General features: G+C 40.8%; 14 protein-coding genes. 4 read left to right on the plus strand and 10 right to left on the minus strand.

What is annotated here, in order from left to right; all coding sequences use genetic code 11:
• Window positions 1-67: 67 nt before the first annotated feature.
• The 9 genes from sucD to sdhC form a co-directional block, all read right to left on the minus strand.
• Window positions 68-958: a succinate--CoA ligase subunit alpha gene (sucD, locus tag EAH57_RS01735; protein WP_004669189.1), complete on the minus strand. Its 891-nt coding sequence runs from the start codon at window positions 956-958 to the stop codon at window positions 68-70.
• A 12-nt stretch (window positions 959-970) separates the two neighbouring features.
• On the minus strand, window positions 971-2137 hold the full coding sequence (gene sucC, locus EAH57_RS01740) for an ADP-forming succinate--CoA ligase subunit beta (RefSeq protein WP_121928579.1): 1167 nt from the start codon (window positions 2135-2137) through the stop codon (window positions 971-973).
• Window positions 2138-2272: 135 nt separating this feature from the next.
• Window positions 2273-3706: a dihydrolipoyl dehydrogenase gene (gene lpdA / locus EAH57_RS01745; RefSeq protein ID WP_121928580.1), complete on the minus strand. Its 1434-nt coding sequence runs from the start codon at window positions 3704-3706 to the stop codon at window positions 2273-2275.
• Between the two features lie 97 nt (window positions 3707-3803).
• A complete protein-coding gene (odhB, locus tag EAH57_RS01750) occupies window positions 3804-4967 on the minus strand; it encodes a 2-oxoglutarate dehydrogenase complex dihydrolipoyllysine-residue succinyltransferase (RefSeq protein WP_121928581.1) in 1164 nt (387 codons plus the stop codon).
• A complete protein-coding gene (locus tag EAH57_RS01755; protein ID WP_121928763.1) occupies window positions 4967-7807 on the minus strand; it encodes a 2-oxoglutarate dehydrogenase E1 component in 2841 nt (946 codons plus the stop codon). The genes odhB and EAH57_RS01755 overlap by 1 nt, the downstream gene beginning before the upstream one ends.
• A 726-nt stretch (window positions 7808-8533) precedes the next feature.
• Window positions 8534-9244: a succinate dehydrogenase iron-sulfur subunit gene (locus EAH57_RS01760; RefSeq protein WP_121928582.1), complete on the minus strand. Its 711-nt coding sequence runs from the start codon at window positions 9242-9244 to the stop codon at window positions 8534-8536.
• A 14-nt stretch (window positions 9245-9258) separates the two neighbouring features.
• Window positions 9259-11154 carry a succinate dehydrogenase flavoprotein subunit gene (gene sdhA / locus EAH57_RS01765; RefSeq protein ID WP_121928583.1) on the minus strand — a complete coding sequence of 632 codons (1896 nt, stop codon included), beginning with the start codon at window positions 11152-11154 and terminating at the stop codon, window positions 9259-9261.
• A 9-nt stretch (window positions 11155-11163) separates the two neighbouring features.
• Window positions 11164-11529: a succinate dehydrogenase, hydrophobic membrane anchor protein gene (sdhD, locus tag EAH57_RS01770; protein ID WP_004669203.1), complete on the minus strand. Its 366-nt coding sequence runs from the start codon at window positions 11527-11529 to the stop codon at window positions 11164-11166.
• Window positions 11529-11930: a succinate dehydrogenase, cytochrome b556 subunit gene (gene sdhC, locus EAH57_RS01775; protein ID WP_051064201.1), complete on the minus strand. Its 402-nt coding sequence runs from the start codon at window positions 11928-11930 to the stop codon at window positions 11529-11531. Before sdhC ends, sdhD begins: the two co-directional genes overlap by 1 nt.
• Window positions 11931-12832: 902 nt before the next feature.
• On the opposite strand from sdhC, the gene gltA reads away from it, so the two are divergent.
• Window positions 12833-14107 (plus strand): citrate synthase, encoded by a 1275-nt coding sequence (gene gltA, locus EAH57_RS01780; protein ID WP_121928584.1) that lies wholly within the window; start codon window positions 12833-12835, stop codon window positions 14105-14107.
• Between the two features lie 87 nt (window positions 14108-14194).
• On the opposite strand, the gene EAH57_RS01785 is transcribed toward gltA, so the two are convergent.
• A complete protein-coding gene (locus EAH57_RS01785) occupies window positions 14195-14686 on the minus strand; it encodes a DUF1289 domain-containing protein (protein WP_121928585.1) in 492 nt (163 codons plus the stop codon).
• A 110-nt stretch (window positions 14687-14796) separates the two neighbouring features.
• On the opposite strand from EAH57_RS01785, the gene EAH57_RS01790 reads away from it, so the two are divergent.
• From EAH57_RS01790 to tmpT, 3 genes are all read left to right on the plus strand, one after another.
• Entirely contained in the window at window positions 14797-15729 is a 933-nt protein-coding gene (locus EAH57_RS01790) for a rhodanese-related sulfurtransferase (RefSeq protein ID WP_121928586.1), read from the plus strand.
• A 143-nt stretch (window positions 15730-15872) separates the two neighbouring features.
• Window positions 15873-16484 carry a DedA family protein gene (locus EAH57_RS01795; RefSeq protein WP_121928587.1) on the plus strand — a complete coding sequence of 204 codons (612 nt, stop codon included), beginning with the start codon at window positions 15873-15875 and terminating at the stop codon, window positions 16482-16484.
• Window positions 16485-16510: 26 nt separating this feature from the next.
• Window positions 16511-17155 (plus strand): thiopurine S-methyltransferase, encoded by a 645-nt coding sequence (gene tmpT / locus EAH57_RS01800; protein WP_121928588.1) that lies wholly within the window; start codon window positions 16511-16513, stop codon window positions 17153-17155.
• Window positions 17156-17199 lie beyond the last annotated feature (44 nt).

Raw genomic sequence — 17199 nt, forward strand, 5'->3', positions numbered from 1 at the left:
TTATTCCCCCACAATAAAAAAAACCCCAATAACAATATTGGGGTTTTTTAAGATTAAATCTAACGTATTACGCTAAACCTTTCTCTTTCAATACTTGCATCATTGTTGAACCAAGCTCAGCTGGGCTACGAGTGTAAGCCATTCCCGCGCGTTCAAATGCAGCGAATTTCTCTTCAGCAGTACCTTGACCACCAGAAATGATCGCACCAGCGTGACCCATACGCTTACCTTTAGGTGCAGTTACACCAGCGATGTAACCTACTACAGGCTTAGTCACGTTAGATTTGATGAACTCAGCTGCTTCTTCTTCTGCTGTACCACCGATCTCACCGATCATGATGATTGCATCAGTATCTGGATCGTCTTGGAACAATTGAAGTGCTTCGATTTGGTTCATACCTGGGATTGGGTCACCACCAATACCGATACAAGTAGACTGACCTAAACCAAGCTTAGTTGTTTGAGCAACCGCTTCATAAGTCAATGTACCTGAACGTGAGATGATACCAATACGACCTGGTTGGTGAATATGACCTGGCATAATACCAATCTTACATTCACCTGGAGTGATCACGCCTGGGCAGTTAGGACCAACTAAACGCGTACCGTTACCGTTAGTTTCTAAGTAGCGTTTTGCTTTAAGCATGTCGATTGTTGGAACACCTTCAGTGATCACAACGATCAAGCTAACGCCAGAATCAACCGCTTCAATGATTGAGTCTAAAACGAATGGAGCTGGTACATAGATTACAGTTGCATCAGCATGTGTTTCACGTACAGCTTCTTTCATTGTATTAAATACAGGTAAGTCAAGGTGAGTTGAACCACCTTTACCCGGAGTCACACCACCAACAACTTTTGTACCGTAGTCTAAAGCTTGTGCAGAGTGGAAAGTACCGTTTTTACCAGTAAAACCTTGTACCAATACTTTAGTGTCTTTATTAATTAATACGCTCATGATTGATACTCCTTACGCTTTAACTGCAGCTACAACTTTTTCTGCGGCATCAGATAAACCGTTCGCAGAAATTAATTTCAAACCAGATTCATCAAGTAATTTAGCACCTAACTCAGCGTTGTTACCTTCTAAACGAACAACAACTGGTACAGTTACATTTACTTCTTGAACCGCTGCAATAATTGCTTCAGCAATCATGTCACAACGTACGATACCACCGAAGATGTTGATTAAAACACCTTGTACAGAAGTATCAGCAAGGATGATTTTGAACGCTTCGATTACGCGCTCTTTAGTTGCACCGCCACCAACGTCAAGGAAGTTTGCAGGCTGACCACCATAAAGCTTGATGATGTCCATTGTTGCCATTGCAAGACCAGCACCATTCACCATACAACCGATGTTACCTTCTAAAGCAACATAGTTAAGATCAAATTCAGATGCTTTTAATTCACGCTCATTCTCTTGAGATTTGTCACGTAAAGCAGCAACTTTAGGTAAACGGTAAAGCGCGTTAGAATCGATACCTACTTTTGCATCAACACATAAAATATCGCCATTTTCACGAACTGAAAGTGGGTTAATTTCAAATAATGCAAAGTCATTTTCTACAAATGCTTGATAAGCAGCAGCCATAATTTTTACAAATTGGCTGATTTGCTTGTCTTTCAAGCCTAAAGCAAACGCAACTTCACGCGCTTGGAATGGTTGTAAGCCAACAAGTGGGTCAACTTCAACTTTGATAATTTTTTCAGGAGTTTCTTCTGCAACTTTCTCGATTTCTACACCACCTTCGGTAGAAGCCATGAAAGTAATACGACGGCTAGAACGGTCTACAACCGCGCCCAAGTAAAGCTCACGCTCAACTGGGTAAACGTCTTCAGCAATGATAATGCTGTTAACTGGTTGACCATTTGCATCTGTTTGATACGTTACTAAACGAGTACCAATGATATTGTTAGCGAATTCGATAACATCTTCTTTTGATTTTGCAACTTTAACACCACCAGCCTTACCACGGCCACCAGCATGAACTTGCGCTTTCATTACTGCGAATTTACCACCAAGCTGTTCAAATGCAGCAACTGCTTCGTCTGCATCGGTTGCCAAGATACCTTCTTGTACTGGCATACCATATTCTTTCAATAACGCTTTAGCTTGATACTCATGTAAGTTCATTTAGTTACCTACTATGTTGTTTGTGTGATACAGCCTAGATGTACTTAAAACTAGACTGCTACATATTGAGTAAATAATCACCTTATAAAAGCGATCATCATCATTCAAAAAAGTGTGGCGAACCACACTTTTTATTTATTTACGCTTACGTTGAATCGCGTGGATTGCACGACCATCAACAGCAAGCGCTGCTTCATGTACAACTTCAGAGAATGTTGGGTGACCAAAAGTCATCAATTGTAAATCTTCAACTGAAGATACAAATTCAAGTGCGATCATACCTTGATGTACGATATCAGATGCATTTGGACCAACAACGTGCATACCTAACAGGCGATCGGTTTTGGCATCAGCAACGAATTTAACAAAACCAGCAGTATCACCAGCAGCCAATGCACGACCATTCACCGCAAACGGGAACTGACCTGCTTTAACTTCATGACCTTTTTCTTTGGCTTGTTCTTCAGTTAGACCAACCCAAGCTGCTTCTGGATGCGTGTAAATAACACTGATGATAGTGTCATAGTTCACTTGAGCAGCATGACCGTGAATACGCTCAACAGCCATTACGCCCTCTTCCATTGCTTTATGAGCAAGCATTGGACCACGAACTAAGTCACCAATTGCATAAACGCCTTCAACAGAGGTTAAGCACTGATCATTGACATCAACCAAACCACGTTCAGTCAATTTAATACCAGAGTCTTCTGCCAATAGACCTTCTGCATACGCTTTACGGCCTACACAAACGATGAGCTTGTCAAACACTTGCTCTTTGTCTTCGCCAGCTTGGTTATACTTAACGGTTACTTCGCGACCGTTAATTTCTGTGCCAGATACTTTTGCACCGATACGGATATCTAAATCTTGTTTCTTCAAGATTTTTTGATATTCCTTCGCTAATGCTTTGTCCGCCATCGGCAAGAAAGTATCCATTGCTTCAAATACAACAACTTCAGCACCCAAGCGACGCCATACAGAACCAAGTTCTAAACCGATCACACCTGCACCGATCACACCCAGACGTTTTGGAACTTCTGGGAATTTTAATGCGCCAGTTGAGTCAACAATTAAGTCTTCATCAACAGGTGCTACAGGAATGTTTACAGGCACAGAACCCGTCGCAAGGATCACGTACTTAGGTTCTAAAACCTGTACGTCACCTTCAAATGGCGTGAATTCTACTTTTTTACCAGCTAGTAATTTGCCTGTACCTTGTAACCACTCGATACCATTACCTTTCAGTAACTGAGCAACACCACCGGTCAATTGTTCTACAACTTTGTCTTTACGAGCAAGCAAAGTGTCTAAATCAAATTTAACTTCGCCTGTGCTAATACCGTGTTCAGCAAGTTCGTGAATCGTCGCTTCATAACGGTGAGAAGAATCAAGTAATGCTTTAGAAGGGATACAACCCACGTTTAAACACGTACCACCCAGAGATGGCTTACCGTTGTGAATACGTTTTTCGATACAAGCAACTTTAAAACCCAGTTGTGCAGCACGGATCGCCGCTTCGTAACCACCAGGTCCACCGCCAATAACAACAAGATCAAACTGTTGAGACATTTTTATCTCCAATTAATCCCCCCTAATCCCCCCTTTTTCAAAAGGGGGCTTCCCCTCTTTAGTAAAGAGGGGTTAGGGAAGATTTATAATTAATGTATTAAAGATCGAGGATGAGTTTAGCTGGTTCTTCTAACAACTCTTTGATTGTTACCAAGAAACCTACAGCTTCTTTACCATCGATTAAACGGTGATCATAAGAAAGTGCTAAATACATCATTGGCAAGATTTCAACTTGACCATTTACTGCCATTGGACGCTCTTGGATCTTATGCATACCCAAAATAGCTGTTTGTGGCGTATTCAAAATCGGCGTTGAAAGCAATGAACCGAAAGTACCACCATTGGTGATCGTGAAAGTACCACCAGTCATGTCTTCGATACCTAATTTACCGTCACGTGCTTTATAAGCGTAGTCACGGATACCGTTTTCAACTTCTGCATAGTTCATACGATCAGTATCACGAAGTACAGGAACAACTAAGCCACGTTCACTTGATACAGCAACACCGATGTCATAGAAACCGTGATAAACGATGTCATCACCATCAATAGAACCATTCACTGCTGGGTAGCGTTTTAATGCTTCAGTCGCCGCTTTAACAAAGAAAGACATAAAGCCTAAACGAGCACCATGACGCTTCTCGAAAGCATCTTTATATTGCTTACGCATTTCCATGATTGGCTTCATGTTAACTTCGTTGAATGTCGTTAACATTGCAGTTTGTTGTGTTGCAGCCAATAAACGTTCAGCAACACGCTTACGTAAACGCGTCATTGGAACACGTTTTTCGATACGCTCGCCTACAGCAACGCTTAATGGTTGAACTGATGCAGCAGGTTTAGCTTGATGACCAGCAACATCTTCTTTAGTGATGCGACCACCACGGCCTGTACCTTGTACATCAGCAGCATTGATACCTGTTTCAGATAATGCTTTACGAACCGCAGGCGCTTGGTTTTGATCAACTGCTTGAGTAGATGCAGCCGCTGGTGCGGCAGCTTCAGGAGCAGCCGCAGAAACAGCACCAGCTTCAAACTGTGCAATCACTTCGTCAGAAAGTACTGTTTCGCCTTCGTCTTTGATGATTGCAACCAAACTACCGTCAGCTGGAGCAACCACTTCTAAAACAACTTTATCGGTTTCAATGTCACAGATCACTTCATCACGTGATACAGGTTCACCTACTTTCTTGTGCCAAGTTGCGATCGTACCGTCAGCAACTGACTCTGGAAATACCGGTGCTTTAATTTCGGTTGCCATTATTGAGAATCTCCTGATTGTTCAGCTTCAATTGCAAGTGCGTCATTGACGAGCTGAGCTTGTTGTTTTGCATGCAAGTACGGTGAGCCACAGGCAGGTGCGGCAGATGCTTCACGACCAGCATAGCTAATACGAATTTGTTTACCAGATTTAAGCATGTCTTCATATAAACGAGGAACGATGAACAACCAAGCGCCTTGGTTCTTCGGTTCTTCTTGTGCCCAAACAAGATCTTCAATGTTTGGATATGTAGCCATGACTTCAGCTAAGCGCTGCTCTGGGTAAGGATACAATTGTTCAATACGAACGATCGCAGTATTGTTTAAACCAAGCTCACGACGTTTTTCGAGTAAATCGTAATAAACCTTACCACCACAAAGCACTAAGCGAGTCACTTCAGCTTTGTTGATTTGATCCACTTCATCGATCACAGTTTGGAATGCACCATTTGCTAATTCATCTAAAGTTGAAGTTGCAAGTTTGTGACGTAATAAAGATTTCGGTGACATCACGATCAAAGGCTTACGAATAGGACGAACCGCTTGACGACGTAACGCATGGAAGATTTGCGCTGGAGTCGTTGGTGTCATCACCTGCATATTTTCTTCAGCACATAGCTGTAAGAAACGCTCTAAACGTGCAGATGAATGCTCAGGGCCTTGACCTTCATAACCATGTGGTAACAACATCGTCAGACCACATACACGCTCCCACTTGGTTTCACCCGAAGCGATAAATTGGTCAATAACGACTTGTGCACAGTTAACGAAATCACCAAATTGTGCTTCCCAAACGATCAAACTCTTTGGCAAAGTGGTTGAATAACCATATTCAAATGCAAGTACAGCTTCTTCAGACAATAAAGAATCATATACCGCTGTACGAGGCTGATTTTCTTTAATGTGACAAAGAGGAATATATACAGAACCATCAACTTGGTTGTGTAACTTTGCATGACGATGAGAGAACGTTCCACGACCGACATCTTCACCCGTAATACGCACAAGAAAACCGTCATCTAAAAGTGTTGCATAAGCTAAAGTTTCAGCAGCACCCCAGTTGAGTGGCATTTCACCAGCTTGCATTTTCACACGGTCATCAATCACTTTTTGCACTTGGCGTTGCAACACAAAACCTTCTGGTAATGTATTCATCTTTTTACCAAGTTCTTTCAAACGATCGATATTAAAAGTTGTATCCCAAACATCTGTATATTCGTGACCTAGATACGGTGTCCAATCGACAAACATATGTTTATTTGGTTCACGAACTAAAGCATTAGCAACGTGATTACCAGCCTCTAAATCAGCGCGATAATCCTCTACCATTTGATCAGCAGTCGAACGATCAAGCACTTTCTCTTGTACCAATTGGTCTGCGTATAAAGTACGTGTTGTCGCTTTTTTATTAATGACTTGATACATCAATGGTTGAGTACCAGATGGCTCATCCGCTTCGTTATGACCACGACGACGGTAGCAGAACAAGTCCAAAATCACGTCTTTACGGAATTCATGACGGAAATCATGTGCAATTTGCGTCGCAAAAATAACGGCTTCAGGATCATCACCATTGACATGGAAAATAGGCGCCTGAATCATTTTTGCTACATCGGTACAGTATTCTGTAGAACGTGTGTCACGTGGATCTGAAGTGGTAAAACCGACTTGGTTATTGACCACGATATGAACCGTACCACCAACCGTATAGCCACGTGTTTGTGACATTTGGAAGGTTTCCATGTTCACACCTTGACCCGCAAATGCAGCATCACCGTGAACAATCAATGGAAGTACGTCATCACCGCCGATATCTTTACGACGAACTTGACGTGCACGTACAGATCCTTCAACCACTGGACCAACGATTTCTAAATGGGATGGGTTAAATGCTAAAGCTAGGTGAACTTCGCCACCTGGGGTCATAACATTAGATGAGAAACCTTGATGATACTTCACATCACCAGAGCCTTTCTTATGAATGCTTTTACCTTCAAACTCACCAAAAAGGTCAGCTGGGTTTTTACCCATAATATTGACAAGCAAGTTGAGACGACCACGGTGTGGCATACCAATCACAACTTCTTTACAACCAACTGCACCTGCACGTTGAATCAGCTCGTTGACCATTGGAATAAAAGACTCACCGCCTTCCACACCAAAACGCTTTGCGCCAACGAATTTGTTGCCAAGATATTTTTCCAAACCTTCAGCTGCCGTTAAACGCTCAAGCACAGCTTTTTTCTGCTCTGCATTTAACTGGAATTTACCGCGGACACTTTCCAAACGTTGTTGAATCCAACGTTTTTCTTTGGTGTCAACAATATGCATATATTCTGCACCAATTGAACCGCAGTAAGTTGCTTCCATTGCCTCAATCATTTCTGACAATGTTGCTTCTGATTTTCCAATTGCAAGATTGCCTGTATTAAATACAGTATCTAAATCAGATTTAGTTAAATTATGTTCAGATAAATCAAGGTCAGGAACTTCTTCACGTTTCGCAAGACCTAATGGATCGAGTTTAGCTTTTTGATGACCACGGTTACGGTACGCAGCGATGAGTTGTAAAACACCAATTTGACGACGCTCGTGCTCTGTACTAACAGTACTTTGTACCATAGGCTGCACACGATTGGCATTACGTCCTAATAAAAGGAACTGTTCACGCACATTACCGTGTGGCTGATCACCTTTAGGATATTTATCAAAATATTCACGCCAATCCTCAGAAACTAAGGTTGGAGAAGATAGGTACAGCTCGTAAAGATCTTCAATATACGCTGCACTATCAGCAGAAAGTTCAGTGTCAAGACGCAGCGCGTCAGCAACTTCTTGCATTTTTGGACCCATTTCCTATTGCAAAAAATATTACGGGTTGCCTTTTAAGCGGACCCATGATTCATAATGTCAAATTGGTAACAAGACACTACAGCCCAAGATCTTACGACCCTGAGACATCATTACTACACATCCGGAATATTTCCTTTGATGTAATAAATGAGCTATGCACTTTCAATCCAAAGCACATAACTCATTCTTATACTCGATGAAATCGAGCAATTTTTTGCAAATCATTTTAGAAAAATTAAATCAAACTTTAACTTTTCTAAAATGACTTCTCTAGTAAAAAAAAGCCAAAATAAAATCCTGAGATATCAGCCGAAGACACCTCTAAGAATAAACTTATTTTTTGCTTTTAGCTGTGGCAGAAATGCTAACATGTTATCAAGCGTGGATTGATTTTTTTGACACATACCATCCATAAAGCAGCGAAATACATACATCAAATTATGCTCTAATATACCGCCATTTTTATAAAAGTTGCGCTTTTATCGACCAAAGTTTAACAAACGCTACAATTCTTGCACAAACATCACGCACAGTGTTTAAAAATAAGTCACACCACCACATATCCATTTTTATTATTAAGCTTAACAATATGACTTATATATCTAATTAACACGCTCATAGACTTATTCATCTACTATTTTTAGAAGTAAAACTCCAATAAATAAAAAACGGAAGCTCCTTTCGAAACTTCCGTTTTTGCGTTAGAAAGCGAAATTAACCCGCTTGATCTAACAACATATTACGAATGTGACCTATTGCCTTCGTCGGGTTTAACCCTTTAGGACATACCGATACACAGTTCATGATTCCCTTACAACGGAACAAGCTGAATGGATCATCTAAACGAGCCAAACGTTCTTGTGTTGCTGTATCACGAGAGTCAATGATAAAACGATATGCATTTAACAAAGCTGATGGTCCAAGGAACTTATCAGGGTTCCACCAGAATGATGGACATGCTGTTGAACAACATGCACAAAGAATACATTCATACAAACCATCTAAATGCTCACGCTCTGCTTGAGACTGTAAACGCTCTTTAGCTGGTGCAGGTTGATCATTGATCAAGAATGGGTGAATTTTGTTATATTGGTCATAGAACTGGTTCATATCTACAACCAAGTCTTTTACGACTGGCAAACCAGGCAAAGGACGAATCACAATCTTCTCTGGTAAGTCGTTCAGGTTCCACAAACAAGCCAAACCATTTTTACCATTGATGTTCACACCATCCGAACCACAAATACCTTCACGGCATGAACGGCGGAATGTTAATGTCTCATCCTGCACTTTCAACGCAAGTAACGCATCAAGCAACATACGGTGCTTATCGGTTAACTCAAGTTTATAAGTTTGCATATACGGCGCTTTATCCTTATCAGGATCATAGCGGTAGATTTCGAATGTACGAGTGCCTCTACTCATCTTTGTTCTCCCGATTAGAATGTACGTGGTTTAGGTTCAATTGCTTCAACCGTCAATGGTTTGAAACGTACTGGCTTATATTCAAGACGATTGTCTGCTGAATACCATAACGTGTGTTTCATCCACTCATCATCACGACGGCCATAAGAATAAGTCGGGTGATCAGGTGCTAATTCATAATCAACAACAGTATGCGCACCACGACACTCTTTACGAGCAGCAGCAGAAATCAAGGTTGCTTTTGCAACTTCATATAAATTTTCAACTTCTAATGCTTCAACACGCGCTGTGTTAAATACTTTAGATTTGTCTTTTAAATGAATGTTACGCACACGTGATTCAATCGCAAGAATTTCTTTCACGCCTTTGTCAAGCAACGCTTGAGTACGGAATACACCAGCATGGTCTTGTACGATATCACGAATAACATCTGCAACTTCCTGTGCATTTTCACCCGTAGCAGATTCATCCAATTTACGCACACGCGCCAATGTATTTTCCAATACATCTGTTGGAAGCGGAGCATAGTCATCGCCGTGATGTTTAGTCACATAGTCAATGATATGTTCACCCGCTGCTTTACCAAACACAACCAAATCAAGCAATGAGTTCGTACCTAAACGGTTTGCACCATGTACAGACACACAAGAACATTCGCCAATTGCGTAAAAACCCTTAACAGGTTTTACATAATCACGCGTTCCTTTATAGGTATATTCTTTCGAATCTTTATCATAATGTGCAGAAAACTCACCTTCTTCCACGCCATGCGGTACAACCACTTGACCATGAATATTGGTAGGAATACCACCCATTTGATAATGGATTGTTGGCACAACTGGAATTGGCTCTTTAGTACAGTCAACGTTTGCAAACTTCTTACCAATCTCAAATACAGATGGTAGACGCTTCATAATCGTTTCAGCACCCAAATGCGTCATATCCAATAAGATATAATCCGCTTTAGGACCACAGCCACGACCTTCTTTAATTTCTTGGTCCATAGAACGTGATACAAAGTCACGTGGTGCCAAGTCTTTTAAAGTCGGTGCATAACGTTCCATAAATGGTTCGCCGTCTTTGTTACGAAGGATACCACCTTCACCACGACAACCTTCAGTCAACAATACGCCTGCGCCCGCAACACCTGTTGGGTGGAACTGCCAGAATTCCATATCTTGTAATGGAATACCTGCACGCGCCGCCATACCAAGACCGTCACCAGTATTGATATAGGCATTGGTAGATGCGCGGTAAACACGACCTGCACCACCAGTAGCAAATAATGTTGCTTTGGCTTGGAACACAGCAATATTACCTGTTTCTTGGTCAATCGCTGTCACACCAAGTACGTCGCCTGCTTCGTTACGGATTAAATCTAATGCAATCCATTCAACGTAAAACTGAGTCCCCATTTTCACGTTGCTTTGATACAAAGTATGAAGCAATGCATGACCAGTACGGTCAGCAGCAGCACAAGCACGTGGAACAGCTTTTTCACCGTAATTTGCAGAGTGACCACCAAATGGACGCTGGTAGATCGTACCATCTTCATTACGGTCAAAAGGCATACCTAAGTGTTCAAGCTCATAAACAACTTTCGGTGCTTCACGCGTCATAAACTCGATTGCGTCCTGATCACCTAACCAGTCAGAACCTTTAACCGTGTCATAAAAGTGATAGTGCCAGTTATCTTCCTGCATATTACCTAACGACGCACCAATACCACCTTGAGCAGCAACCGTATGCGAACGTGTTGGGAATACTTTGGTCAATACCGCAACTTTTAAACCAGCTTGAGCAAGTTGGTAAGCAGCACGCATACCAGAACCACCACCACCAACGATAACTGCGTCAAATGATAGGGTTTGGATGTTTGAATAATTTTCTTTAGGGGTAGTTGCCATGATCTCTTCCTATCAATTTGCCCAGAAAATCTGGATACCCCAGATTGCGTACACGAATACTGAAATAATCACAGCAGTAGTGAGCACAAGGCGTAAACCTGAAGCCGAAGGACCCATTTGACGAGTCGTTACATAATCAGTAAAGACTTGCCACATACCAATCCAAGCGTGTGCAACCAGCGACAACACTGCTAATAAAGAAAAAATCTTCATTGGCAAAGTCAACATAAAGCCAGCCCACTGTTCATAACCGAATCCGCTATTGCAAAGGATCCAACCGAATATAACAACAGTATAAGCAGCCAACACCACAGCACTAACACGCTGGATGTACCAATCGCGAGAACCTGAACCTGTTAAACCTGTAGCACTTTTCATCAGAACATAATCCATACGAAGGCTGCGACAATACAAACCGCAGACAAGATTAATGAAACTGTAGCTGCAATACGACCACTTTGTAACTCTTCAGCAAAACCGACATCAGCAAGTAAATGCTTGATCCCTGCGATGAAGTGGAAAATTAGGCCGGCTACAAATACCCATACGATAAAACGTACACAGATATTTCCGAAAACGACATTTTTAACGTAGTCAAATCCTTCTGGTGAAGATAAAGATTTATCCAAAATCCATAAAAGAACTGCGACGAGTAAGAAAACGATTACACCTGATAGACGGTGTAGAATTGATGCAATAGCCACGGGTGAGCGTAAATTTACCGCTAACACTTGACCCATGGACAAATTGACAGGTCTGTTGCTTTTCACAGCGGGCATCCTGTAGGTAGAAACTCCAACTGGAGTTTGTTTGAATTAATTCAAAGGAAAGCTGGCATTGTCAGGCAAGAACAGCACATGCCTAACCTATATATAACGACACCGAATTATAAGACGTGAAATATCAAAATACAAACAATCAGATTTCGCTTTAGTCTAAAAAACCATTAAATAAGAATCATTCACGAGTGCAGCGACAATAACTATGATAATCCACCAAATAAAAACAAGATATCCACATGTTTTTTAAAGATAAAAATAACAGAGGATTATTTATAAATATTTTTTACTTTCATTGATTTTTTCTTGTTTTTTTCATAAAAAATACACGTTTTTAGCGTAAAAACAGGGTAAATCACGCCGTTATAAATATTGTCTAAAATAATACCCCCCATTTATATATTAAATATGAATAATCAATAATCTATTCATTGCGATCTCATCGAAAAAAGAAGTGAAGTTTTTTTATACAAACAAGCGCACCACAATGAATCAATTATTCCAAAATGAATACACATTTCCAGTATTTTTTCAATGACTATTCAGCTCTAAGCCATGAGGCATATAGGATTTTGAATTATTCTAAGTCTTTATTTTATAAGCACCAAAATATTGCCGAAATAAAAATTTACTTACAATTGTACTGATGCTTCATTTTTTTTATGCACCTGAAACATGATTTGACATATTATACTCGACCGGTGCTGTGATTTTACTCAGTTTTTCCTTTGATACTGAATGACTAATTGACTGTAGCAACGTCATTTTTTATCCCTAAGTATAATTGACAAAATTTTAGTAGCCACTAATCTTATAGCAAATTTTGACACCGTCTGATTCGCACATGACAAGATTAGGATTTCGAGTCAGATAATCATTCACCAGGACAGGAGATCTATTGAATGTCTGCAGCAACTGGCAAAAAAGCCGTATTACAGCTTGATGGCAAAGAAATTGAATTACCAATTTACAGCGGCACATTGGGCCCAGATGTAATTGACGTTAAAGATGTATTGGCATCGGGTCACTTTACTTTCGATCCTGGTTTTATGGCGACAGCTGCTTGCGAATCTAAGATCACATTCATTGATGGTGACAAAGGTGTGTTATTACACCGTGGCTATCCAATTGATCAATTAGCGACTCAAGCAGACTACTTAGAAACTTGCTACTTATTGTTAAATGGTGAGCTTCCAACTGCTGAACAAAAAGCAGAATTTGACGCTAAAGTGCGCAACCACACAATGGTTCACGATCAAGTTAGCCGTTTCTTCAATGGCTTCCGTCGTGATGCTCACCCTATGGCGATCATGGTTGGTGTTGTTGGTGCTTTATCTGCGTTCTATCACAACGCTTTAGATATTGAAGATGTTAATCACCGCGAAATTACCGCAATTCGTTTAATTGCAAAAATCCCTACCCTTGCAGCTTGGAGCTACAAGTACACAGTAGGTCAACCATTCATTTACCCACGTAATGATTTAGGTTATGCAGAAAACTTCTTGCACATGATGTTTGCAACACCTGCTGACCGTGATTACAAAGTAAATCCTGTTCTTGCTAAAGCAATGGATCGTATCTTCACGCTTCATGCTGACCACGAGCAAAATGCTTCTACTTCGACAGTACGTCTTGCTGGTTCTACAGGTGCAAACCCTTACGCATGTATCTCTTCTGGGATTTCTGCACTTTGGGGACCTGCTCACGGCGGCGCAAACGAAGCTGTACTTCGCATGTTAGATGAAATCGGTAGCGTAGAAAACGTTGCTGAATTCATGGAAAAAGTGAAGCGTAAAGAAGTTAAACTCATGGGCTTCGGTCACCGTGTGTATAAAAACTTTGATCCACGTGCAAAAGTCATGAAACAAACGTGTGACGAAGTTCTTGAAGCGCTTGGTATCAACGATCCTCAGCTTGCACTTGCAATGGAACTTGAGAAAATTGCACTGAACGACCCGTACTTCGTTGAACGTAAGCTTTATCCAAATGTCGATTTCTACTCAGGCATTATCTTAAAAGCAATCGGTATCCCGACCGATATGTTCACTGTTATTTTTGCACTTGGTCGTACCGTTGGCTGGATCAGCCACTGGTTAGAAATGCATGCATCTCCATACAAGATCGGTCGCCCACGTCAGCTTTACACTGGCGAGGCTCAACGCGACATCAAACGTTAATTTTTAAAACAAAGTTAATGTTTAAAAAAGCTGCCATTTGGCAGCTTTTTTTATTTTAAAATCAAAAGACCGTACGCAATTAACTCATCAATCATCATCTTCTTCTAATAAACGCATCAAGTTATGACTAATACCATTTGCACGTAACCATGCCAATTCATAACTCGCCTTGGCCAAAGCCAATACACGACGCTCAAACTCATCCCAGATCGGCTTTACTTGCTTATCAGCCACACCCAAACCACTATCATGGGCAAGTTGTTTATTTTTTTCACAAAGCTTTAGGGCATGATAAAGCTTACGCCCTGCGCTCGCGGTGTCCAGTATGCGGATATGCCGACTATGAATAAAACCTTCAACATGCTGGAGATCAGCATCGGGCAACAACGGAACCAAAATTTGGTCTAGCTGCGCATCTAAGCGCCGCCACACCGCCAATCTTTGTTCTGGGTTATATGTATTCCATTGAATGACTTCATGATTAAAACGGCGACAACCACGACAAACCAAATCACCAAACACCGTTGAACAACGCCCTGCACATGGAGTCAATGATGGAATTCGACGATCACTACTCAAAACCAACTCCTATAAAACCATATTAATTTTATGGTTTTCTCGCTTATTTTCAGATTTCGCGCTAAAATGTGCGCCTTAATTTTCCTATCTTAATACATTTGGAGTTATCCATGAACGCTACTGTAGAACAGCTTGCACCTGTAGAACAGCAAGCGACCACAAATTGGGTTGTTGCGGCACTATATCAATTTAAAGAAGTTTCAGATGCAGCTGATCTGCAACAACGTCTTTTAGACTTAGTGAATCGTATCAATTTGTGTGGAACTCTGATTGTAGCTTCAGAAGGAATTAATGGTACGGTTGCAGGTGATCGTGCAGCAATTGATACAATTTATCGTTTTTTTCTGGATGAAGGTTTTACAGCAATGGAATACAAAGAGTCTCATAGCTCTGATAAACCATTCCGTAAAATGAAAATCAAACTAAAAAAAGAAATTGTGACTTTAGGTGTCGAGGTTAAGCCACGCGATTTAGTAGGTCACTACCTTGATCCAAAAGAATGGAACGAACTGATTGCACGTGATGATGTGATCTTAATTGATACACGCAATGACTACGAATATAAAGCAGGTACATTTAAGGGTGCAGTTGATCCCAAAACTGAATCTTTCCGTGAATTTCCAGACTATGTAAAACAAAACCTTGAGCAGCATAAAGACAAAAAAATTGCGATGTTCTGTACAGGTGGTATTCGTTGTGAGAAATCAACCTCCCTACTCTTACAAGAAGGATTTAACGAGGTTTACCATCTTAAAGGCGGTATTTTAAAATACCTCGAAGAAACCCCTGCCGAAGAAAGTCTTTGGGAAGGTGAATGCTTTGTCTTTGATGGTCGCACTGCGGTGACGCACGGTGTTGAAGAAGGTGAAAACATCAAATGTCATGCATGTGGTTGGCCTCTGACTAAAGCCGAATCAGAGTTATCAAGCTATGAACATGGTGTTTCCTGTGCTTACTGCATTGATAAAACAACGGACAAACAAAAAGCAGGCTTCCGTATGCGTCAATCACAAATTACTGCTGCAAAACGCAAACGCCTATAAGCGTGTATACACCTGAATTTCAAAAGCCTTAGTTTCTACTAAGGCTTTTTCGTTTTGTTAAAACATTTAACCAATACCTTATTGAGCGTTCATCGAATCACAATTAAGCTGCTTTAAATTCATAGATAATATTCAAAGGCACTATGGGACTAGAAGATTGGGTCTTATCCATCATGGAGAAACTAGGTTATCTAGGTATCGCATTTCTCATGTTTCTCGATAATGTTTTTCCACCGATACCTTCAGAAGTGATTATGACCTCAGCGGGCTACACAGCTGCGAAAGGTGACCTGAGTTTGATCGGTGTGATTATTGCAGGAAGTGCAGGCTCACTGTTAGCCGCAATGCTGTTGTACTGGGTTGGTCGAAAGATTCCACAACAACACTTATTCCATTTTATTGCACGCTATGGGAAATATTTAAGAATAAGCACAACTGACTTGGAAAAATCTTTAACTTGGTTTGAAAAGCACAGGCATCGTGTTGTCTTTTTTGGTCGAATGATTCCTGCAGTTCGCTCGCTGATTAGTATTCCTGCGGGAATGAGCAAGATGCCTTTTGGTAAATTCATGACGTATAGCGCTGCTGGAACCGTAATTTGGACCTGTTTTCTTGCATGTGTCGGTTATTATTTTAGTGAAAATCAGGCATTAATGACCGCAGTCATACAACGTGTTGGGTATGTTATTTTAGCCATTGCTGTCTGTTATATTCTGTGGCGATTGGCAAAGAAATTTTATTTATCAAAAAGATAATTCTAAATAAAGATTGAGACTTAAAAATGCAACATGATTTCTGGCATGACAAATGGAAAACCAACAGTATCGGCTTTCATCAAAACCAGCCTCACACCTTACTTACAAAATATTTTCCGTACTTAAATTTAGCAAAAGGCGCAACCATTTTTGTTCCTCTATGCGGTAAAAGCCTAGATATAAACTGGCTCATTGAGCAAGGCTATCATGTGATCGGAATTGATCTTAGCCCGATTGCGATTCAGGATCTGATTTTAGACTTGGGACTCACTTTTCAAGAAGCCAAAATAGGTCACTTGACTCATTTTCAGCATACTCAGATTGACCTCTTTGTCGGTGATTTCTTTGAGTTAACAGCAGCCCAAATCGGTAAGATTGATGCAATTTATGATCGAGCAGCGCTGATCGCTCTACCAGAGCAAATGCGCACATCATATACGCAACATCTTTTAAAAATCACAAACCAAGCACCACAATTACTTATCAGCTTAGACTACGATCAAAACCTATTAGCAGGACCACCCTTTTCTGTTCCTGAATATGAACTAGCAGCACATTATGCAAGTTATTACGATATTAAATTATTAGCATCAAATACAGAAAATCTAAAAGGCAAACTCACCGCATATGAACATGCTTGGTGTCTAAGCAAACATTCGACGAATGATTAAACTTTATGTCGACTACAAAAGCATTGATTAGTCTCTTTAGCGAT

This window comes from Acinetobacter sp. 2JN-4 (assembly GCF_003687745.1).
In the GTDB taxonomy this organism is placed as follows: Bacteria; Pseudomonadota; Gammaproteobacteria; order Pseudomonadales; family Moraxellaceae; genus Acinetobacter; species Acinetobacter halotolerans.